Origin of the sequence: Streptomyces venetus (assembly GCF_039540295.1) — a bacterium.
Taxonomy (GTDB): domain Bacteria; phylum Actinomycetota; class Actinomycetes; order Streptomycetales; family Streptomycetaceae; genus Streptomyces; species Streptomyces venetus.
The window spans coordinates 1-20,603 of the sequence record NZ_BAABET010000008.1 but is presented as its reverse complement, the minus strand read 5'-3'; the positions used below and the strand labels follow the sequence as shown (position 1 = coordinate 20,603).

Sequence of the window (20,603 nt, the reverse complement as noted above, 5' to 3'; positions counted from 1 at the left end):
GTCAACGCCCTTCCACTGGAGCGAGATCGTATGAAGGTGTCCGCACGAGCGCCCCCTGCTCGTCGAAGGCGAACAGCCGGTCGGGACGGAACCGGAGCTTGACGAGGTCGCCGAGGGCGACGTCGTGGATGCCCTCGATCTGCACGACGAAGGGGATCTCGCCGACGACCACATGGACGAAGGTCTCGGAGCCGGAGATCTCGACGAACGTGACCTCGCCCTCGACTCCGCCGGCGGCCAGGCTGACGTCGGTGGCGCGCAGGCCGAACATGTAGGCGCCGTCGGGCAGATCGGCCAGGTGCGCGGAGATGTGCGTGGCCTGGAAGCCGGCCACCGTGACCTGCCCGCCCTCGAGCCGGCCCGCGAAGATGTTCATGGGCGGGTCGTTGATGATGGAGGCCACCGTGGTGGTCGCAGGGCGTTCGAAGACCTCCTGCGGGGTGCCTGTCTGGACGATCCGCCCCTCGTGCATGACAAGGACCACGTCCCCGAGCATCATCGCCTCGGCGGGTTCGGTGGTCGTGTAGACGACGATCGTGTCGCCCTGGTCCGAGAAGAGGGCCTTGAACTCGTCGCGCAGCTGTTCGCGCAACTTGTAGTCCAGGTTCGCCAGTGGCTCGTCGAGCAGGAGGATGCCGGTACCGCGGGCGAGGGCGCGAGCCAGCGCGACACGCTGCTGCTGGCCGCCGGAGAGCTGGGAGGGCCTGCGCTTCTCGAAGTCCGTGAGCCCCACGCTCGCCAGGCTGTGCCGGACCCGCCGCCGGATCTCGTCCCGGGACAGCCCGGCCCGCTTCAGCGGGAAGGCCACGTTGGCGAACACGGTGAGATGCGGGTAGTTGATGAACTGCTGGTAGACCATGGCGGTGTCGCGCCGCCACACCGGTGTCCTCAGGAAGTCCTCTCCCGCCCGGGTCAGCGAGCCGGAGTCCACTTGCTGCAGGCCGGCCAGGGCCCGCAGCAGCGTCGTCTTCCCCGCCATCGTCCGGCCGATGACGGTGTGCAGCCGTCCCGGCCGGAAGGTGGCGGTCACGTTCCTGAGGTGGTCGACGCCGTCGACGGTCAGGCACAGATCAGTGGCGTTCAGATTCATCGGACCGCTCCCGACAGATTTCCCTTGGACAGCAGGCGCTCCACCCAGAGGGCGAGCAGGATCAGCGGTGCCACGCCGAAGAGCGCGGCGGCGGACAGCGTCCACCACGGTGGAATGGAGGAGTTGAGGGCGACGACCGCCTGGGGCAGGGTCTGGACCTCGGTGAAGGTCAGCCGGAAGGCGAAGAAGAAGTCGTTCCAGCCGAACACGGCGCAGAACATCGCCGCGACGGTCAGCCCGGGCAGGGAGTTCGGCAGGATCGCCCGTACGAAGGTCTGGAACGGCGGGCAGCCGTCCAGCATCGCCATTTCGTCGATCTCCCGGGGGATGCCGTTGAAGAAGTCCACCATCACCCAGACCGCGATGGGCAGCAGGAGCGCGACCGTCACGATGACCAGGCCCAGGACCGTGTCCAGGAGGCCGCCCCACTGCAGGAGGTAGAAGAAGGGGATCACCAGGACGACGGGCGGCATGATCCGTTGGGAGACGAAGAAGAAGACGATGTCGCTGTTCTTGATGAAGCCCAGCCTGAACCGGTAGCGGGACAGCGCGTAGGCGGCCAGGGACCCCAGGGCCAGGCTGATGGCGGACGCGGCGATGGTGACGACCGCACTGTTGATGAAGGGATCGATCACATCGACGCCGCCGGCTCCGCCGAAGATGTTGCGCCAGCCGGTGAGGGTGGGCTCGTACTGCACCCACGGGACGTAGGTGGCACCGCCCTGGACGGCGTTGGCGTTCTTGAAGCTGGTCGTCATCGCCCAGAGGAAGGGTCCCGCGACGAAGCAGGCCCACAGGGCGATCACGGTGTACTTGAACACGGGGTACAAGCGCGACCTCATGAGGCTCCCTTCAGCTTGAAGGCCCTGGTGAGCAGGGCGGCGACGACCGTGAGCGTGACGATCATCAGGACGAGATAGGCCAGGGACATCGCCCCGCTGTAGCCGGTCTGCTGGTCGCGGAGCCCCTGGATGTAGAGGTAGTAACCGGGGGTCTCCGTGGAGGAGCCCGGCCCGCCGGACGTCAGGACGTAGACGCTGTCGGAGAGTTTGGACGCCTCGACCAGCCGGATGACGACCGCCGCGACCGAGACCGGTGCCATCAGAGGGAAGGTCACCTTGCGGAAGGTGCGCCAGGTGCCGGCGCCGTCGATCGCGGCGGCCATGAACGGTTCCCTGGGCAGGCTCAGCAGGCCGGCCAGCAGCAACAGGAACATGAAGGGGGTCCACTGCCAGACCTCGACGGTCATCAGCGCGACCAGGGCCGGTCCGGACTCGGTGAGCCAGGGGATGCTCGTCAGGCCGACCATCCCCAGCAGGTCGTTCACCGGCCCCAGCGACTCATGGAAGATCGTCTGCCAGATGGCGGCCATCACCACGGGCGTGGTCATCATGGGGACGAGGAACAGCACCCGCCAGAATCTGCGGCCGCGTACCTCGCGCCAGACCAGCAGGGCCATGCCGAACCCGATGAGGTACTGGATCAGGACGGTGCCGCCCGCCAGCAGGATCAGCCGGGTGATGGAGGCCCAGAAGCGGCTGTCGTGCAGCATCGCGGTGTAGTTGGCGCCTCCGATGAAGTCCATCCGAGGGTTGCTGACGTTCCAGCCGGAGAAGCTGACGCGGATGGTGAACAGCAGCGGGAAAATGATGATCAGGAAGAGCGTGAGCAGTCCCGGCAGCAGGAACATGCTCTTGTGCCGGCGCAGGCCGTCCATGGTTCTCCTTGCGGAAGGGGCGGGAGTGCCCGGGTGGCCGGCCGGTGCGGTCCGGCCACCCGGGGCGTCCTGCGTTCGGATCAGGACTTGTCCTCGAGCGCGACCACGTTGCGATAGGCGCTGCGGACCTTGTCCTTGCCGATCTGGTCGGTGATCTCGGACCACTCGCCGGCCACGCCGTCCAGTGCCCGCTGCGGGGACTCCTGGCCCGCCAGCGCCGCGGCAACGCCGTTGGCCAGCGCGGACATGTACTGGTTGACACCGGGGACACGCAGGTCGAAGAGGCGGTTGGGGCTCTCCTCCATGCCGGAGAGCGTCTTCACGTACGCCTCGGCGACGTCCTTGTCCCAGCCCTGCTTCTCCCAGAACGCCGGGTCGAAGTGGGAGATGCGGTAGGGGTTGACGCCGAAACGTCCGATGGTGAGGTCGAGCGCGGTGTTGGCCTCGTTGCCGAAGAAGCACAGGTAGTCGAAGGCCATCTCCTGGTGGCTGGAGGCCTTGGCCACCGCGGAGGTCCAGCCCCAGGTGAAGTAGGCCGCCTGGTTCGCCTTCTTGTCCCACGACTTCGTGGTGCGGTTGTAGACCTCCGACGAGCCCGGCAGCGGGGCCGCCTGAACCGTGTTGCGGATCTTGCTGTCCGGCTGCTGGGCCTGGATGAAGGCGTCGTCCCAGGAGTAGGACATCAGCGTCTGGCCGCCTCCGAAGGAGAAGATCTCGTCTCCCAGGCCGAAGTTGGCGCCGCCCGGTGCCCAGGTGGACTTGGCCTTGACCATGTCCTTCAGGGCGCGGACGAAGCCGGGCGTGTTGATCAGCGGCTTCATGGTCTCGGCGTCGAAGAAGACACCGCCCTTGACCTTCGGGTTCTTCACGTACGGCGCCGCACGGCTGATGAACGCGGAGAACGTCAGGTCATCGCGCTTGGTGACCTCGGCACTGCCGTAGTTCTTCTTGCCGTCGCCGTCGAAGTCCTTGCCGCTGAAGACCTCGGCCGTCTCCTGGTATTCCGCCCACGTCGTGGGGACCTTCAGCTCCTTGCCCGTGGCCTTCTTGTACTCCGCCTGCCACTTGGGGTCCTTCAGCACATCGGTGCGGACCTTGAGGTAGTGCCGGTCACCGTCCACCGGGTACTGCACGACCTTCCCGTCCCAGGTCGCCACGTCCATGTAGGACTGGGTGACGTCCCGCATGCCGGGGGTGTTCAGGTACTCCTCCGGCACCGGTGCCAGGTACGGGGCCATGTCCCCGATCCACAGGGACGGGTAGAACATGACGTCGTACGCCGGCTGGCCCGCCTGGAGGGGCGTGAGGATCTTCTGGTGCAGCTCGCCGAAGGGGACGTTGACCACCTCGACCTTCCCGCCGGTGATCTCCTCGAACTGCTTGGCGTGCAGCTGCGTCGGCTCACCGATGACCGGAACGGCATGACTGATGATCTTCAGCGTCTGTCCGGAGTAGTCCTTGCGGCTGATCGACTCGTAGCTGCAGGGGCCGGGGCCGTCCTTGACCTTCGTCGCCGGGTAGCTCTTGCCGTACTTCTGGTAGCTGATCTCCGAGCCGGGCTTGAACAGCGCGGCCTTCTGCTTGGACTTGTGCTGTGCCTCGCTCTGGGCGGTGCACGCGGTGGCGGTCAGGGCCGCCACGGCCGCGACGGCGACCACACGCGTATACGGTCTGCTGCGCATCAGGCTTCTCCTGCGTGTCAGGGGATCAAGATCGCTCGGCCGCGCACGGCACCGGCGTCCAGGTCGTCGAGGGCCTGCCGGAAGGAGGCGAGGGGGTACCGCTGGGTGTGCAGGGCGACGTTGCCGCGGGCCGTCAGCACCATCAGCTCGCAAAGGTCGTTGTACGACCCCACGAGATTGCCGATGAAGTTGATCTCCGTGGAGATGACGTCGATGGTCGGCACGTGGAGGTGGCCGCCGTAGCCGATGACGTAGTAGTTGCCGTTGCGGCGCAGGCAGGCCACGCCCGTCTCGACGGCGCCCCCCTCACCGACGAAGTCCAGGACGGCCTCCGCCCCGTGCCCCGAGGTGAGGTCCCGTACGTGTTCGGCTTCGCTGCCGTCGGCGAGGAGCGTGTGGTCGGCGCCGAGTTCCTTGGCCAGCGCGAGGGCCTCGGGGCTGCGGTCGATGACGATCATCTCGACCGGTGACAGTGCCCGCAGCACCTGGATGCCGATGTGCCCGAGTCCGCCGGCGCCGATGACCACGGCCCTGTCACCGGGCCGCAGTGCCCGGGCCGCCTTGGCGACGGCGTGGTACGCCGTGAGCCCGGCGTCGGCCAGCGCCGCCACCGAGGCCGGCTCCAGGGACGGGGCGAGGGGCACGACCGAGCGGGCGCTGGTCTTCAGGTACTCGGCGTAGCCTCCGTCGGCGTCGATGCCCGGGAAGGCCGAGTTCACGCAGTGCACGTCGTCACCGGCCCGGCAGGCACGGCACAGACCGCAGGTCGCCAGCGGGTGCAGGATGACCGGGTCACCCACCTCGACGTTGGTGACGGCCTCCCCGACCTCCGCGACCCAGCCGGCGTTCTCGTGACCGATGGTGTACGGGAGGACGACCCCGCTCTTCTCCTTCCACTGGCCTTCGAGGATGTGCAGATCGGTCCGGCAGACCCCGGCGCCCCCGATCTTGACGATCACGTCCAGCGGGCCGGTGATCTGCGGGTCCGGCACGTCCACGAGCACGGGCGGCTCGTCGTACTCGATGACCTGCACGGCTTTCATGGCGGCTCCCTGCGAGTCGGCGGGTGTGGGGGGTGCGCCGATTACACAGGCCGCCGACGGCAGGTCGATGTCTCAGAATCCGTCCGCGGATGTCTCAATGTGATACACGCCGTAGGCGCGAGCCCGCCGGGCTGTTCCAATCACTGCACCGAGGAATGTGACGCGCGCCGCACGGGAGTGTTAAATGCCCCGACACCAACCCGGGAACTCACTGAGAGCAGCCAGAGAGCTCTATCTGGAGGTCACCAACGATCCGAGCGCCCGGCCGCTCGTGGTCGCCTCATGGCAACGCTCGATCGAGTACGAGGTGAAGTCGGGCAGCCTCGACGCCCCCTACCTGGACAACCCCAATCTGGACAGCCCCCTGGCCAGGGCGGCGCTGCCCATCCTGGACACGCTGCACGAGCAGCTCGCCGACGACCCGGTCTCCACCATGATCACAGACCGGAACGGCGTCGTGCTGTCCCGGAAGGTGTCCCACGAGGGTTTGACGACGCACCTCAATCGTGTGCATCTGGCCCCGGGCCATGTGTTCTCCGAGCGGTACGTGGGCACCAACGGCATCGGGACCGCGCTGGCCAGCGGCCGCCCTGTCGTGATCGCCGGGAGGCAGCACTACGTCGAGGACCTGCGGGAGTTCCACTGCGCTGCCGTACCGATCCTGCATCCCACTCGGCGCACCCTGCTGGGGGCGTTCAATCTCACCAGCATCCGTCAAGGCTCCGACGGCATGCTGATGGCCTTCGCCCGCTCGGTCGCGGCCCAGATCGAGGCCGAGATCGAGGCGATCACCTCGCGGCGCGAGCGGGCGCTCTTCCAGGACTACATGGAGGCGTGCTCCTCGGCGCGCCCGGGACCCGTGCTGGCACTCAACCGCGATGTCGTCATGATGAACGAGCAGCTCAGCACCGCCGTGACCGGTCCCGATCACCATGCGCTGCTCGACCACGCCCGTGAGATGGCCGACCATCCCCGGCTGGAGGGGACCCGCAGCATCCCCTTGCCCTCGGGGCGCGTCGCCGAACTCAGGATCAGTCGCTGCCGGCGCGAGGACAGCGACGCGGGCGCCGTCTTCCGGGTCCGGCTGATCGGACGGCCCCAGTCCACACCCGCGCTTTCCGTCCCGCCGGTCCGCTCCGGCCTGGGACTGGTGGGCTCCTCCCCGCACTGGCTGCGCGCGGTCGCCGACAGCGAGACAGCGTTCGTCGCCGGAACATGGCTTCATCTCCTGGGCGAAGCCGGCGTCGGCAAGAGGACGCTGGTCGAGGCCCTGCACCGAGCCCACGGCGCAGGACGCCGGCTTCACACACGGGAGGCGCCGCTGTCGGATTCACCTGCCGTCACCGAGTGCTGGCTGCACGACATCGGCGAGCTGCTCGCCGAGCGGTCCGACGTACTCCTCCTCAGCGATGTCCACCTGCTGGGCGACCAGCTGCGGCAGCGGCTGACGGACCTGCTGCTGCGGCGGGACGGCGGCGCGACCGCGCAGGTGGTCATGACCAGCCAGCCGTCGATGGTCGGCGCCGACGACGAGCTCGACCGGCTCTGCGGCGCCTCGGTGGAGGTGCCCGCCCTGCGCCATCGCTACGGGGACACCGAGCAGCTGGCGCGGTTCTTCCTGCGCAAGTACCGGCCGAGCGGTGAGAGCCGTTTCTCCGGGGATGCGCTGACCGTGCTGCGGCGATGTCCCTGGCCGGAGAACGTACGGCAGCTGGAGTCGGTGATCCGCGGCCTGGCGCGGCGGCGTTCGGGCCGGATGATCCAGGCGCAGGACCTGCCCCCGGAATGCCGGGTGTCGTCGAACAAGGTCCTCACCACCATCGAGGCGCTGGAGCGCGACGCCATTCTGCGGGGGCTGATGGACCACAACTCCAACGTCCAGCGGACCGCGCAGGACCTCGGCATCTCCCGCGCCACGATGTACCGCAAGATGCGCCGCTACGGGATCGTCCCGTCCAGCCTGACGTGACGGGCTGTTCCGGCATGCGTACCGCACCTGTGGCGGGGCAGGCAGGGCGGATCCATCGTGGAGCAAGGAGCCACGAAGGGCGGATCCATCGTGGAGCAAGGAGCCACGACACCCGAAGACGAGGGTGGAGCACATCCGTATCCGATACGAGGTGGTGTCCGGGGTGGAAAAGCGGATGACAGTGCTCAGCGAGAGCCCGGACGATCCGTTCGCACTGCACCGCGCCGCCTCGGCGGTGCTCGACGACCGGGGGACCGTGGTCGGCTGGAGCCGGCGCGCCGAGGAGTTGCTCGGCCACCCGGGGTCCGAGGTGATCGGCCGTCCGGCCTTCGAGGTCCTGATCGACCCCGGCGACCTGCCGGCCGCCAAGGATGCCGCGGCGATGTGCAGGAGAGACGGCGGCTGGTTCGGCGTACTGGCCGTGCGGCATCGCGGCGGGCGGCTCGTGGAGATGGGTTTCCGGGCCCGTGAGCTGCTGCGCGGGGACCAGGTCCGCGAATGGTTCCTCGTCGGGGCGCCCGCGGCGGAGGTCCTCGAGTGGCAGAGGGACCGTGCGGTCCTCGACGGGTTGTTCCGCCGGTGCCCCGTCGGCCTCGTCGTGCACAGCCCCGAGATGACGATTCTGCGGGTCAACAGGGCGATCGAGCAGTTCACCGGGATGCCGGCCGCCTCCTTCCCGGGAATGCCCACGGGCGACCTGCTGGTCGCCGAGGACGCGCGGAGGTCCGTGGAACGGGTGCGTCAGGTGATGGAGAGCGGGAAATCACTGGTCGCCAGTGAGCAGTACGCCCGTCTGGAGCGGGATCCGACACGCGTGCGGGCCGCGTCCGTCTCGGCCTTCCTGCTGCAGGACCCCGCCGGGCGGGTCCTGGGAGTGGCGGAGACGGTGGAGGACGTCACCGAGCGCCATCGGGCCCGACGTCGCCTGGCGCTCCTCGACCAGGCCGGTGCCCGTATCGGTTCGACGCTCGACGTGCGGCAGACGGCCCGCGAGCTCGCGGATGTCATGGTTCCCCACCTGGCCGACCACGTGACCGTCGACCTGTCGCAACCGGTGACGCGCGGCGAGGAGCCGGCGCAGGCACTGGCGGGGCCCGTCGTACGAGTCGCGGTCCGCGGCCTCGCGGTCCGGCAGCCCGACCTGCCGCCCCCGGAAGGCGAGCCGGTGCACCCGGCACCCGGCACACCACAGGCCAGATGCCTGGCCGACGGGCGTCCCCTCCTCGAACCCGTCCTCTCGCCGGACTGGTTTCTGGCGGAGCCGCGCCGGGGCGAGCAGGCGCCGGACCTCTCGGCTCACTCCCTGATCGTGGTGCCCCTGGCCGCGCGCGGCCTGGTCCTGGGCGTGATGAGCCTGTGGCGGTCGCGGCACCCCGAGCCGTTCGAGGCCGACGATCTCACCCTGGCCCAGGAACTCGCCTCGCGCGCCGCCGTCAGCATCGACAACGCTCGACGCTTCACCCAACAGCAGCAGACCGCGTCCACCCTGCAACGCACCCTGCTGCCGAGGACCGTTCCGCACCAGCCGGCCCTCGAAGTGGCCCCTCGCTACCTCCCGGCCAGTACGGCTCCCGGACCCGGAGGTGACTGGTTCGACGTCATCCCGTTGTCGGGGGCCAGGGTCGCGCTCGTGGTCGGCGACGCGGTGGGGCACGGACTGCACGCCGCTGCCACGATGGGCCGACTGCGTACCGCCGTGCACACCCTTGCCACCCTCGACCTGGAACCGGACGAGGTGCTCTCCCGGCTGGACGACCTGGTCAGCCTCCTCGCCGCCGAACAAGAGACAGCCGACGAGCGACTCGCGGGGGAGCAGATCATCGGCGCCACCTGCCTGTACGCCGTCTACGACCCCGTCTCTCGCCAATGCTCCGCGGCGCGAGCCGGCCACCCGCTACCGGTCGTGACCTCGCCGGACGGAGAGGCAGCCCTGTTCGACCTGCCCCCCGGCCCACCGCTCGGCCTGGGCGGACTGCCATTCGAAACGCGGGAGATCGAACTGGCCGAGGGCAGCCTGCTCACGCTCTATACCAACGGACTCATCGGCGAACGCCATCTGGACGTCGACACGGGCCTGCGACGGCTGTGCACAGCGCTCACCCACCCGGCGGACCCCTTGGAGAAGACGTGCCAGGCGGTCGTCGACTCCCTCGTGCCCGGGCAGCCCGCTGATGACATCGCCCTGCTCATCGCACGCACCCGGGTCCTGCCACCGGAGAACGTCGCCTCCTGGCAACTGCCGGTGGGGCCGACCGCCGCGGCACAGGCCAGAACACTCGCCACGACGCAACTCACCCTGTGGGGACTGGAACACCTGGCGTTCGCCACCGAATTGATCGCCAGTGAGCTGGTCACCAACGCCTACCGCTACGCCACGGGCCCCGTGACCCTGCGACTCATCCGTGAACGACGGCTTGTCTGCGAGGTCGCCGACGCCAGCCACACCTCACCGCACCTGCGTCGGGCCCGCACCACCGACGAGGGGGGACGCGGCATGTTCCTGGTGGCCCAGGTGACCGAGCGCTGGGGCACCCGCTACACCCGCGAGGGCAAGACTGTGTGGACCGAACAGTCGCTGCTCGGGCTGTGAATTCCTGTGAGACCGGCGGCGACCCGGCGAATCCCGGTGATCAGGAGAAGCGGTGCGGATGCACCGCTCCCTCCGTGGCGGTCAGCGGGGCGCCGCTGCCGCCCCACCGCAGCGCCACGATCTCGGCCGCGACCGACACCGCCACCTCCTCCGGGGTACGGGCCCCGAGATCCAGGCCGACCGGTGACCGCAGCCGGGACAGCTCGCCCTGCGTGAGTCCGGCCTCGGCCAGCCGCCGCGCCCGGTCGGCATGGGTCCGGCGGCTGCCCATCGCCCCGATGTAGGCGGCCGGCCGGCGCAGTGCCTCCTCCAGCAACGGAACGTCGAACTTGGGGTCGTGTGTGAGGACGCAGACCACCGTGCGCTCGTCGGTGTCCGTGCCTCGCAGATAGCGGTGCGGCCACTCCACGACCACCTCGACGCCCTCGGGGAAGCGCCGGGGCGTGGCGAAGACGGGGCGGGCGTCGCAGACGGTGACCCGGTAGCCGAGGAAGTCCCCGATGCGGGCCACGGCCGCGGCGTAGTCGATCGCGCCGAAGACCAGCATCCGCGGCGGTGGCGCGAAGGACTGGAGGAACACGCCGACGGAGTCCTCGCGGCGCTGCCCCTCGGGCCCGTAGTGCCGCAGGCCGGTGGCGCCCAGGGCGAGTTCGCCGCGCGCGTCGGCGGTCACGGCGGCGTCCAGGCCGCTCGCGCCGAGCGTCCCCGCGACCCGGTCCGGCCAGACGGCGAGCGTCGCCCCGCGCGGCGCCGGACCGCCGGTCACCGTGGCCACGGTCACCGGCTCCCCGGCACCGACCGACGCGGCGACCTCACCGAAGGCGGGATCCAGCTCGGCCGTCACGGGCCGCACGAGCAGGGTGATCTCGCCGCCGCAGGTCAGCCCGACGGCGAAGGCGTCCTCGTCGCTGTAGCCGAAGCTCTCCAGCCGGGCCTCGCCGCTCGCCACGACGTCCCCCGCCAGCTCGAACACCGCACCTTCGACACAGCCCCCGGACACGCTGCCCACGACCTCCTCGTCCGGACCCACGGCCATCGCCGCACCCGCGTCGCGCGGCGCGCTGCGGCTGACCTCGACGACCGTGGCGAGGCCGAACGGGTGGCGGGCCGCGTACCAGCGGCCGAGCACCGGGAGGATGTCACGCACGATCCGCCTCCTTCCACGCGGGGCCCACCGGGTACCCCGACGGCGGTTAATTCCGTTGTGGCCCACCGGGCCGGTCTGCTGCACTGCACGGGACGAAGACGTCCCGGAGTCCCGAGGAGCACAGATGCGCACTCCCTACATGTCCCCCCAGCCAGGAACGGACCTCTCTGTGAAGGACATGACGCTTCGTGCACGTGCTCAACCTCGGGATTCTCGCCCATGTCGACGCCGGTAAGACCAGCCTGACCGAGCGGCTGCTCCATTCGGCCGGGGTGATCGACGAGATCGGCAGCGTCGACGACGGGAACACCCGCACCGACACCCTCGCGCTGGAACGGCAGCGCGGCATCACCATCAAGTCCGCCGTCGTCTCGTTCCCCCTCGGCGGTGTGACGGTCAACCTCATCGACACCCCCGGTCACCCGGACTTCATCGCCGAAGTCGAGCGTGTGCTCGGTGTGCTGGACGGTGCCGTCCTCGTCGTCTCCGCCGTCGAGGGAGTGCAGGCACAGACCCGTGTGCTGATGCGGACCCTCCAGCGGCTGCGCATCCCGACCCTGCTGTTCGTCAACAAGATCGACCGGCGTGGGGCGGGGTACGAGACGGTCCTGCGGTCGATCCGGGCGAGGCTGACCCCCGCGATCGTGCCGATGGGAACGGCCACCGGCCTCGGTACGCGTGCGGCCCGCTGCACCCCGGGCCCCGGACCGGCCGCCGCCCTCGACGTCCTCGCCGACCACGACGACACCCTGCTGTCGGCGTACGTCGAGAACACCCTCACGGACGCGCTGCTGCGCACCTCCCTGGCCGCCCGGACCCGCGAGGCCCTGGTCCACCCCGTCTACTTCGGCTCCGCCGTCACCGGCGCCGGTGTGGACGCGCTGCTGACCGGCATCGAGGAACTGCTGCCGACGGCCGACGGGGAGGCGGACGGTCCGGTGTCGGGCACCGTGTTCAAGGTCGAGCGGGGACCGGCGGGGGAGAAGGTCGCCTACGCCCGGATGTTCTCCGGCACCCTGCGCACCCGCGACCGCGTCCCCTTCGGGGCGGACGGCGCCGACGGCCGCGTCACCGCGATCAGCGTCTTCGGCCACGGCACGGACACCAGCGGCGAAGCGGTCCGCGCCGGGCAGATCGCCCGGCTGTGGGGCCTGGGCGACATCAGGATCGGCGACGCGCTCGGCGAACCCCGCAAGGCGTACGAGCACGTCTTCGCCCCGCCCACCCTGGAGACGGTCGTCGTCCCCGGCCCAGGCGTGCACCGGGGCGCACTCCACCTCGCGCTCACGCAACTCGCCGAACAGGACCCGCTGATCGGCCTGCGCCACGACGAACGGCGGCAGGAGACCTCCGTGTCCCTGTACGGGGAGGTGCAGAAGGAGGTCGTCCAGGCCACCCTCGCCGACGAGTACGGCCTCGACGTCACCTTCCGCGAGACCACCCCGCTCTGCGTCGAACGGCTGCTCGGCACGGGACAGGCCGTGGAGTTCATCAAGAAGGACGCGAACCCGTTCCTCGCGACGGTCGGCCTGCGCGTCGACCCCGCGCCCGTCGGTTCGGGCGTCGTTTTCCGGCTGGAGGTGGAGCTCGGCTCCATGCCGTACGCGTTCTTCAAGGCCGTCGAGGACACCGTGCGGGCGACCCTCGACCAGGGCCTGCACGGCTGGCAGGTCCCCGACTGCGTGGTCACCATGACCCACAAGGGCTACTGGCCCCGCCAGAGCCACGCCCACCAGGGCTTCGACAAGAGCATGTCGAGCACCGGTGCCGACTTCCGCGGTCTGACCCCGCTGGTCCTGGTGGCGGCGCTGCGGCAGGCCGGCACCCGGGTCCACGAGCCGATGCACCGCTTCCGCATCGAGGCACCGGCCGACACCCTCGGCGCTCTGCTGCCGGTCCTGGCCGGGCTCGGGGCCGTGCCCGAGACCACGCTGAACCGGGACGACACCTGCGTCCTGGAGGGCACCGTGCCGGCGGCCCGGGTGCACGCCCTCGGGCAGCGGCTGCCGGGGCTCACCCGTGGCGAGGGCGAACTGGAGAGCGCCTTCGCTCACTACGCGCCCGTCACCCACGGCACGGTCCCCGAGCGTCCGCGCACCGACCACAACCCGCTGAACAGGAAGGAGTACTTGTTGAATGTGACACGAAGGGTCGGCGGCTGAGGTGTGCGCACTGGCCGAGAGGGAACTTACTCCGGAGTCAGGGGTGTTGACGGTGTCCTGATATCGCCGGACTGTAGTGGACATGCCAACTATCCGACTGCGTCTGCTGGTTGTCCTGGCTGTCCTCTTCGGCTCCGTGTCGGTGGCGGGCGTCCCGCCCGCCACCGCCGCGCCCCCTCCCGGCTCCCTCTGGTTCGACGACCCGACCCTCACGGTGCGGGGCGGCCGCTTCACCGACGAGTTCGGCCGCGAGACCGTGCTGCGCGGCTACAACGTCTCCGGCGAGACCAAACTCGCCGAGAACAGGGGCCTGCCCTTCGCCTCGGTCGCCGACGCCCGCAAGTCGGCGACCGCCCTGCGCGCCGTCGGCGGCGGCAACACCGTCCGCTTCCTGCTCTCCTGGGCGTACGCCGAGCCCGAGCGCGGCCAGGTGGACACCGCCTATCTGGCCGCCGCCACCGACCAGATGAAGGCCTTCCTCGACGCCGGAATCCGCGTCTACCCCGACTTCCACCAGGACCTCTACTCCCGGCACCTGTTCGACAGCGACAGCTGGTACACGGGCGACGGCGCGCCCGAGTGGGCCGTGGAGGCCGGGAACTACCCCGACGAGTCCTGCGGGATCTGCCTCTTCTGGGGGCAGAACATCACCCAGAACGAGGCGGTGAAGCGGGCGTCGTACGACTTCTGGCACAACGCGCGCGGCGTGCAGGACGCCTTCCTCGCCACCGCCGAGAAGACCATGACGTACCTCGGACAGCACCTGAGCGCCGACCAGTTCAAGGGCGTCGTCGGCTTCGACCCCTACAACGAGCCGCACGCCGGCACCTACGACTCCGGGCAGACCAGCCGCGCCTGGGAGAAGGACGTGCTGTGGCCGTTCTACGAGAGGTTCCGGGCCCGCATGGACGCGGCCGGCTGGCGGGACAAGCCCGCCTTCGTCGAGCCGAACCTCTTCTGGAACGCCAACCTGGACTTCCAGAAGCAGGAGGGCGGCCTGCTGGACGCCGGGAAACTCGGACCCCGCTACGTCTTCAACACCCACTTCTACGACCAGAAGGCCATCTCCGGGGTCTTCATGTGGGGCAAGGCCGCCGACGGCCAGTACGCGAACGACTTCCGCACCGTCCGCGACCGGGCGTCCGCCGCGCAGACGGCCGCCGTGGTCAGCGAGTTCGGCCACCCGCTGGCCGGCAACGTCTCCGACAAGGCACCGACGGTCCTCAAGGCGATGTACCAGGCCCTCGACTCAAGGCTCAAGGGGGCCGACTGGTGGTCCGACCCGGCCGCTTCGGGGCCGGTGCTCTCCGGATCGCAGTGGCAGTGGGACATCTACAACGGCCGCCACCGCGAGCTGATGAACGGCAACCCCGACAAGGTGCTCACCGCCGGTGACGCCTGGAACGACGAGGACCTGTCGGCGGTACGTCTCGACGACACGGGCACGCCCGTGCTGCGCCAGGACGCCAGGCTCGTGGACCGCCTCTACCCGAGTGCCACGGCCGGTACGACCATCGGCTTCACCTACGAGGACCGCTCCCGGGACGGCTCGACGACCCTGACCTGGAATCCGGTGCCCCAGTCGCTGCCGAACGTGCGGCGGCTGGTGGGGTCCGGGCAGTACGGGCTGCTGCTGTGGCGCTCGAACGGCGGCGCGGCGCCCACCGAGCTCCATCTGCCGGCGAGCTTCCCGGCCTCGTCCACCACGGTCGTGTCCGACCTGGGCACGGCCCACTCCCCACCCGCCTACACCTCTGCGACCCCGATCGGCGTCGCCCAGGAGCCCGGCGGCACCGGGAGCCGCCGCCTGCTGCTCACCGCGCCGGACTCGGGCGTCCCGCACTACGCGCTGGTGACCAACGGGGCGACGGCTCCCTCGGCGGACCTGCTGAACGCGGCCCGCGCCGAGCTGGCGGCGTGGGCCGCGAAGGAGGTCACCTAGCGGGCGGGCTCGTCCAGCCGGTCGTCACATGGCCGAGCCGGACGCGCTGCGGGTGGTCGCCGACCGGTACGGACACGACCTTCTCGCCGGTGGCGAAGTCGATGGCCGTGACCTGGTCGGTGCCGCTCTCGGAGACGACGCAGGACCTGCCGTCACCGCTGACCGTGGCCCAGTAGGGCTTGGAGGCGGTGACGAGCGGGCCCTCCTTCAGCGTGGTGCGGTCGACGACCGTGGCGTAGTCGTCCATGGTGCCCGCGACGCACAGCTTCTTGCCGTCCGGGCTCATCGAGAGGCCGTGGTGGCGGGAGTCGTTGACGAAAGTGGTGCGGTCGTCGCTGGTCGCCGGGTTCTTCGGCAGCGTCTTCGTACGAGTGATCTTGTCGGTGGCCAGGTCGTACTCGAAGAAGCCGTTGAAGAACGACACCTGGAAGTACAGCTTGGACTCGTCCGGTGAGAACACGGCCGGCCGGACCGCGTCGGAGTAGTCCTTGAGACCGATCGCGTCCAGTCGCTGACGCATGTCGATGACCTTGACCTGCTCGTACGTGGTCGCGTCGATGACGGTGATGCGCCGGTCGCCCTTCGTCCAGTCCAGCCACGGGGCGTCGGTCTGCGTGTTCACGTCGCCGATCGACATGTTGTAGATGTACTTGCCGTCCTTGGTGAAGATGTTCTCGTGCGGCTTGTCACCGGTGGCCGCCTTGCCGAGCTGCCTGCCGGTGTCGATGTCCAGCACGTGCACGGTGTTGCCGGTCGACGCCGACACCGCGACCCGCTTGCCGTCGGGGGAGACCGCCATGTGGTCGGCGCGGAAACCGGACACCGGGAAACGCCAGTTGAGCCGCCCCGACGCGAGATCGATCGAGACGACGTCGGCGAAGCTCGGCCGGGAGACCACCACCGACTTCCCGTCCGGCGTGGAGTACATGTCGTCGACGAACTGGTCGTGCCCCTCGCCGACGCTGTTGCGGATCGTCATGAAGGCGATCCACCGGATCGGATCGGCGTTGATCTCCGCCATCCTCTCGTCCTTGTCGGGGACGACGTCGATCCGGCCGATCTTCGCGAAGTCGCCGGTGGACTTGATGACATCGGCGGTGCCTTCCCAGTTGTTGCCCACGAACAGCACCTCGCGCAGCGCGGCGGAGGCGTCCGGGGCGTCCGCGTGGGCGGCGGTCGCGGGGGCGGTGAAGGTCAGGGCGAGGGCGGCGGCCGCGAAGCACAGGTGCCGTCGTCGGAAGGCAGGCATGACTGCTCCTTGGAATCTGAACACACGTGCTTTCAGAATGAACTTACTGAAAAGTAAGGAAGGGGCGGCCTTCTCCACAAGACCGCGTGCACGACAAAATCGGTGTGCGAAACGACGCGCGATGCTCGAACCACGAAGGGAGGGCCGGTGCCGGGCAGACTCAGAGCGCCGACCGGCCGCTACGGCGGCAAGACCGCCGAGGAGCGGAAGGCCGAGCGGCGCCAGAGGTTCCTCGACGCCGCGCTCCGGCTGTTCGGCGGCGCCCCGGGCTTCCGCTCCACCACGGTCGCGGCACTCAGCGAGGCCGCAGGGCTGTCCACCCGCCAGTTCTACGAGGAGTTCCGCACCCTCGAGGACGTGCTCGCCGCGTTGCACCTCCAGGTCAACGACTGGGCCGAGGCGGCGGTGCTGGAGGCGGCAGCCGGAGCGGCGGACCTGCCGCTCGTCGAGCGCGCCACCGCGATCTTCCGTGCCTACGCCGGGAACGTCACGGCCGATCCGCGCCGTATCCGCATCACCTTCGTCGAGATCATCGGTGTCAGTGTGCGCCTGGAGGGACAGCGGCTCGCCCGCCGGGCAGGCTGGGTCGACCTCATCTGCGCCGAGGCCCAGGCCGCCGCGGCGCGCGGGGAGGCCGCACCCCGCGACTACCGCCTCGCGGCGACGGCCTTCATCGGCAGCGTCAACGGCCTGCTCCACGACTGGAGTGCCGGCTGGGTCGAGGCGACTCTGGACGAGGTCGTCGACGAACTGGTCCGGCAGTTGCTGGGGATCCTGCGGCCGCCCGGCTGGGCCCCGCAGGGATGACTCAGCTGCGCGGACGCCCGTCCCTGGTCGCCCGGGCCCCGGGAAACGCCCGCCGGTAGCCGCCGGGCGACACTCCGAGGTGCTTGAGGAAGTGGTGACGGAGGTTGTTGGCCGTGCCGAGGCCGCTCAGCTCCCCGATCCTCTCGACCGGCAGGTCCGTCGACTCCAGGAGTGACCGGGCACGCCCGAGCCGCTGGTGGAGCAGCCACTGCAGGGGTGTCGCCCCGGTGGCCGCCTGTAGGCGCCGGTAGAACGTACGCGGGCTCATCGCGGCCCGCCGCGCCAGGTCCGCGACCGTCAGCGGCCGGTCGAGGTGCTCCCTCGCCCACTCGAGGACGGGGGCCAGCCCCTCGTCGTCGCCCAGCGGCACCGGCTGCTCGATGAACTGCGCCTGACCGCCCGGCCGGTGGGCGGGCACCACCATGCGGCGCGCCAGCTGGTTGGCGACGTGTGCGCCGAGATCGCGCCGCACCAGATGCAGACACAGATCGAGCCCGGCGGTCAGCCCCGCACTGGTCAGCACCTCACCGTCGTCCACGTACAGCACCGACGCGTCGACCTCCACCTTCGGGTATCGCTCGGCCAGTTGGGCGGTGTGCATCCAGTGGGCGGTCGCGCGCCGCCCGTCGAGCAGCCCGGCCTCGGCCAGGGCGAAGGCGCCGGTGCACAGGGACACCATGCGGGCACCCGCCTCGTAGGCCCGGCGCAGTGCGGTGACCAGCTCCGGCGGCAGGGGCCTGCCCTCCTCGACACACGGGTCCGGCACCGACGGCACGATGACCGTGTCGGCGCCGACCAGGTCGTCCAGTCCGTACCGGGTGCGCAGGCTCAGCCCCTGCGGGCCGTCCTCCGCCCCGCCCCCGGTGCCGCACAGCCGCAGGTCGTACCAGGGGTCGGCCAGATCCGGCTGTGGCTTCCCGAACACCGTGCAGGGGATGCTCAGTTCGTACAGGTCCCAGGAAGGGACCCCGATCTCCTCGGTCACGACCACCGCGACGGAACCGGCACTCATGTTCCGCAGCCTATGGCAGGAATTTGGTGGAGGCCGTCACCCCCGTCACTGTTTCCGATCTTCGCGCGCTGCGAACGTGAGCCGTACGTGATCACACGTCACCTGTGCACGTTCTACGAGGAGTTGGATATGAACGCGGAACACTCGGCCGTCACCGTCCTCGGACTCGGCTCGATGGGCTCGGCACTGGCCGCAGCGCTCCTGGACCGGGGCCACCCGACGACCGTCTGGAACCGGTCCCCGGACAAGGCCCGTTCCCTGGCCGAGCGTGGGGCGCGCCCGGCCGCCACACCCCAGGAGGCGGTCGCGGCCTCCCCGCTCGTCATCGCCTGCGTACTGGACTACGAGGCGCTGTACACCGTCCTCGACCCGGTCGCCGGCGACCTGGCGGGCAGAACCCTGGTCAACCTCACCTCCGGCTCACCCGAGCAGGCCCAGGAGGCCGTCCGATGGGCGCACTCCCACGGGGCCGACTACCTCGACGGGGCCATCATGACCACACCGCCCGGGGTCGGCGACCCCGCCATGATGTTCCTCTACAGCGGCTCCCGTCAGGTCTTCGAAGCCCACCGTGCCACCCTGGCGACCCTCGGCGACCCCCTCCACCTGGGCACCGACCCGGGCCTCGCCTCCCTCTACGACGCCGCGCTCCTCGGCCTGATGTGGTCCACCATGACCGGCTGGCTGCACGGCACCGCCCTGGTCGGCACCGAAGGGACCCCCGCCACCGACTTCACACCCGTCGCGATCCGCTGGCTGGACACGGTGGCCCGGTTCCTCACCACCTACGCGCCCCAGGTCGACGCCGGCCACTACCCGGGCGACGACGCCACGGTCGACGTGCAGATCGCGGCCATCGGCCACCTCATCCACGCGGCGGAGGCCCGGGGCGTCGACAACGCGCTGCCCGAGCTGCTCAGGGCCGCCATGGAGAAAGCCAGTGCCCAGGACCACGGAAAGGACAGTTACGCCAGCTTGATCGAGGTACTGCGGCCCGCGCCGAGGAACTGAGCGGCTAGGGCCTGTCGTTCGGATCACGACGCAGACGCGGGGCCCGAACGACAGGCCCTAGCCCGACACCAGCACCACGAAGTTCACGGCCGCCACCAGCGCGAACCCCAGCAGCAGGCCGGCCAGCAGCCGCGTACGGAGGCCTCGGTACACCGCCTCGTACTCGTCCCGCAGCTCCTCCCCACGCCGCACGGTCCGCCGCCAGGAGGCCCGGGCGAGTTCGAGGTGCTCCGCCGCGAACTGCCGTTCCACCTCGTGCCGCTGGGCCTCGGTCAGCCAGTCGAGCCGCGCGGCGAACCGCTCGGCGGACGCGCGGGCCTCGTCGTGTGCGGCCGCCGCGAGCAGGTGGCCCTCGACCTCGTTGTGGAACGCCCGCATGTCCATGGGAAGGTCCTCCATGGCGGTCACCGGAGCGTCAGCTCCCGCTCCGCCGCCGCGACCTCCGCATGGTGCAGGTCGAACGCCGGGGACTCGCTGCGGATACGGGGGAGCGCGACGAAGTTGTGGCGGGGCGGCGGGCAGGAGGTGGCCCACTCCAGGGAACGGCCGTAGCCCCACGGGTCGTCGGCCGTGACCCGCTCGCCGTACTTGGCCGTCTTCCAGACGTTGTAGAAGAACGGCAGCATCGACATGCCGAGCAGGAACGAGAAGACGCTCGACACCGTGTTGAGCGTGGTCAGGCCCTCCACCGCCAGATAGTCGGGGATCCGCCGCTGCATGCCCTCGGCGCCCAGCCAGTGCTGGACCAGGAACGTGCCGTGGAAGCCGATGAACAGCGTCCAGAAGGTGATCTTGCCGAGGCGCTCGTCCAGCATCTTGCCGGTGAACTTGGGCCACCAGAAGTGGAAACCGGAGAACATCGCGAAGACCACGGTGCCGAAGATGACGTAGTGGAAGTGGGCCACCACGAAGTACGAGTCGGAGACGTGGAAGTCGATCGGCGGCGAGGCCAGCAGGACCCCGGTGAGTCCGCCGAACACGAACGTGATCAGGAAGCCCATGGCCCACAGCATCGGCGTCTCGAAGGACAGGCTTCCGCGCCACATGGTGCCGACCCAGTTGAAGAACTTCACACCGGTCGGGACCGCGATCAGGAAGGTCATGAAGGAGAAGAACGGCAGCAGCACACCGCCGGTGACGTACATGTGGTGCGCCCACACCGTCACGGACAGACCCGCGATC

The 20,603-nt window shown here is 69.8% G+C and carries 16 protein-coding genes; 6 read left to right on the top strand and 10 right to left on the bottom strand.

Annotation, left to right across the window (positions count from 1 at the left end; translation table 11 throughout):
• Window position 1: 1 nt before the first annotated feature.
• From ABEA82_RS25260 to ABEA82_RS25240, 5 genes are all read right to left on the bottom strand, one after another.
• The gene (locus tag ABEA82_RS25260) at window positions 2-1,090 is read right to left on the bottom strand and encodes an ABC transporter ATP-binding protein (protein ID WP_345663932.1); all 1,089 of its coding nucleotides are present in this window, start codon (window positions 1,088-1,090) and stop codon (window positions 2-4) included.
• Window positions 1,087-1,932: a carbohydrate ABC transporter permease gene (locus ABEA82_RS25255; RefSeq protein WP_345663931.1), complete on the bottom strand. Its 846-nt coding sequence runs from the start codon at window positions 1,930-1,932 to the stop codon at window positions 1,087-1,089. The genes ABEA82_RS25260 and ABEA82_RS25255 overlap by 4 nt, the downstream gene beginning before the upstream one ends.
• Complete coding sequence (locus ABEA82_RS25250) at window positions 1,929-2,807, bottom strand: carbohydrate ABC transporter permease (protein WP_345663930.1); 879 nt, start codon at window positions 2,805-2,807, stop codon at window positions 1,929-1,931. The genes ABEA82_RS25255 and ABEA82_RS25250 overlap by 4 nt, the downstream gene beginning before the upstream one ends.
• 80 nt (window positions 2,808-2,887) lie before the next feature.
• Window positions 2,888-4,489, bottom strand: a complete 1,602-nt coding sequence (locus ABEA82_RS25245; RefSeq protein WP_345663929.1) for an ABC transporter substrate-binding protein — start codon at window positions 4,487-4,489, stop codon at window positions 2,888-2,890.
• A gap of 17 nt (window positions 4,490-4,506) precedes the next feature.
• Entirely contained in the window at window positions 4,507-5,532 is a 1,026-nt protein-coding gene (locus tag ABEA82_RS25240) for an NAD(P)-dependent alcohol dehydrogenase (protein WP_345663928.1), read from the bottom strand.
• Between the two features lie 184 nt (window positions 5,533-5,716).
• Here ABEA82_RS25240 and ABEA82_RS25235 point away from each other — a divergent pair, with 184 nt between their 5' ends.
• Both ABEA82_RS25235 and ABEA82_RS25230 read left to right on the top strand, forming a co-directional pair.
• Window positions 5,717-7,501 (top strand): sigma-54-dependent Fis family transcriptional regulator, encoded by a 1,785-nt coding sequence (locus ABEA82_RS25235; RefSeq protein ID WP_345663927.1) that lies wholly within the window; start codon window positions 5,717-5,719, stop codon window positions 7,499-7,501.
• 175 nt (window positions 7,502-7,676) lie between these two features.
• Window positions 7,677-10,091 (top strand): SpoIIE family protein phosphatase, encoded by a 2,415-nt coding sequence (locus tag ABEA82_RS25230; protein WP_345663926.1) that lies wholly within the window; start codon window positions 7,677-7,679, stop codon window positions 10,089-10,091.
• 40 nt (window positions 10,092-10,131) lie between these two features.
• On the opposite strand, the gene ABEA82_RS25225 is transcribed toward ABEA82_RS25230, so the two are convergent.
• Window positions 10,132-11,238 carry an XdhC family protein gene (locus ABEA82_RS25225; protein ID WP_345663925.1) on the bottom strand — a complete coding sequence of 369 codons (1,107 nt, stop codon included), beginning with the start codon at window positions 11,236-11,238 and terminating at the stop codon, window positions 10,132-10,134.
• A 188-nt stretch (window positions 11,239-11,426) separates the two neighbouring features.
• Here ABEA82_RS25225 and ABEA82_RS25220 point away from each other — a divergent pair, with 188 nt between their 5' ends.
• Both ABEA82_RS25220 and ABEA82_RS25215 read left to right on the top strand, forming a co-directional pair.
• Window positions 11,427-13,400: a GTP-binding protein gene (locus tag ABEA82_RS25220; RefSeq protein WP_345663924.1), complete on the top strand. Its 1,974-nt coding sequence runs from the start codon at window positions 11,427-11,429 to the stop codon at window positions 13,398-13,400.
• 82 nt (window positions 13,401-13,482) lie between these two features.
• Window positions 13,483-15,342, top strand: coding sequence for a cellulase family glycosylhydrolase (locus ABEA82_RS25215; RefSeq protein WP_345663923.1), 1,860 nt, complete (start codon window positions 13,483-13,485; stop codon window positions 15,340-15,342).
• Here the strand turns inward: ABEA82_RS25215 and ABEA82_RS25210 are convergent.
• Window positions 15,335-16,591 (bottom strand): YncE family protein, encoded by a 1,257-nt coding sequence (locus ABEA82_RS25210; RefSeq protein WP_345663922.1) that lies wholly within the window; start codon window positions 16,589-16,591, stop codon window positions 15,335-15,337. The genes ABEA82_RS25215 and ABEA82_RS25210 overlap by 8 nt on opposite strands.
• Before the next feature lie 147 nt (window positions 16,592-16,738).
• On the opposite strand from ABEA82_RS25210, the gene ABEA82_RS25205 reads away from it, so the two are divergent.
• A complete protein-coding gene (locus ABEA82_RS25205; RefSeq protein ID WP_345663921.1) occupies window positions 16,739-17,398 on the top strand; it encodes a TetR/AcrR family transcriptional regulator in 660 nt (219 codons plus the stop codon).
• Window position 17,399: 1 nt separating this feature from the next.
• Here ABEA82_RS25205 and ABEA82_RS25200 read toward each other — a convergent pair whose 3' ends face one another.
• Window positions 17,400-18,389 carry a GlxA family transcriptional regulator gene (locus ABEA82_RS25200; protein ID WP_425588558.1) on the bottom strand — a complete coding sequence of 330 codons (990 nt, stop codon included), beginning with the start codon at window positions 18,387-18,389 and terminating at the stop codon, window positions 17,400-17,402.
• A 150-nt stretch (window positions 18,390-18,539) separates the two neighbouring features.
• On the opposite strand from ABEA82_RS25200, the gene ABEA82_RS25195 reads away from it, so the two are divergent.
• Window positions 18,540-19,421, top strand: coding sequence for an NAD(P)-dependent oxidoreductase (locus ABEA82_RS25195; protein ID WP_345663919.1), 882 nt, complete (start codon window positions 18,540-18,542; stop codon window positions 19,419-19,421).
• 57 nt (window positions 19,422-19,478) lie between these two features.
• Here ABEA82_RS25195 and ABEA82_RS25190 read toward each other — a convergent pair whose 3' ends face one another.
• Both ABEA82_RS25190 and ABEA82_RS25185 read right to left on the bottom strand, forming a co-directional pair.
• Window positions 19,479-19,820: a hypothetical protein gene (locus tag ABEA82_RS25190; RefSeq protein WP_345663918.1), complete on the bottom strand. Its 342-nt coding sequence runs from the start codon at window positions 19,818-19,820 to the stop codon at window positions 19,479-19,481.
• 5 nt (window positions 19,821-19,825) lie between these two features.
• The coding region (locus tag ABEA82_RS25185) for a cytochrome c oxidase subunit I (RefSeq protein WP_345663917.1) at window positions 19,826-20,603 on the bottom strand (778 nt) is incomplete at its 5' end.

Excerpts from the sequence above, each read along its gene's own strand:
- ABEA82_RS25260 (WP_345663932.1), bottom strand. The coding sequence starts at position 1,090 with ATGAATCTGAACGCCACTGATCTGTGCCTGACCGTCGACGGCGTCGAC.
- ABEA82_RS25255 (WP_345663931.1), bottom strand. The coding sequence starts at position 1,932 with ATGAGGTCGCGCTTGTACCCCGTGTTCAAGTACACCGTGATCGCCCTG.
- ABEA82_RS25250 (WP_345663930.1), bottom strand. The coding sequence starts at position 2,807 with ATGGACGGCCTGCGCCGGCACAAGAGCATGTTCCTGCTGCCGGGACTG.
- ABEA82_RS25245 (WP_345663929.1), bottom strand. The coding sequence starts at position 4,489 with ATGCGCAGCAGACCGTATACGCGTGTGGTCGCCGTCGCGGCCGTGGCG.
- ABEA82_RS25240 (WP_345663928.1), bottom strand. The coding sequence starts at position 5,532 with ATGAAAGCCGTGCAGGTCATCGAGTACGACGAGCCGCCCGTGCTCGTG.
- ABEA82_RS25235 (WP_345663927.1), top strand. The coding sequence starts at position 5,717 with ATGCCCCGACACCAACCCGGGAACTCACTGAGAGCAGCCAGAGAGCTC.
- ABEA82_RS25230 (WP_345663926.1), top strand. The coding sequence starts at position 7,677 with ATGACAGTGCTCAGCGAGAGCCCGGACGATCCGTTCGCACTGCACCGC.
- ABEA82_RS25215 (WP_345663923.1), top strand. The coding sequence starts at position 13,483 with ATGCCAACTATCCGACTGCGTCTGCTGGTTGTCCTGGCTGTCCTCTTC.
- ABEA82_RS25210 (WP_345663922.1), bottom strand. The coding sequence starts at position 16,591 with ATGCCTGCCTTCCGACGACGGCACCTGTGCTTCGCGGCCGCCGCCCTC.
- ABEA82_RS25195 (WP_345663919.1), top strand. The coding sequence starts at position 18,540 with ATGAACGCGGAACACTCGGCCGTCACCGTCCTCGGACTCGGCTCGATG.
- ABEA82_RS25190 (WP_345663918.1), bottom strand. The coding sequence starts at position 19,820 with ATGGAGGACCTTCCCATGGACATGCGGGCGTTCCACAACGAGGTCGAG.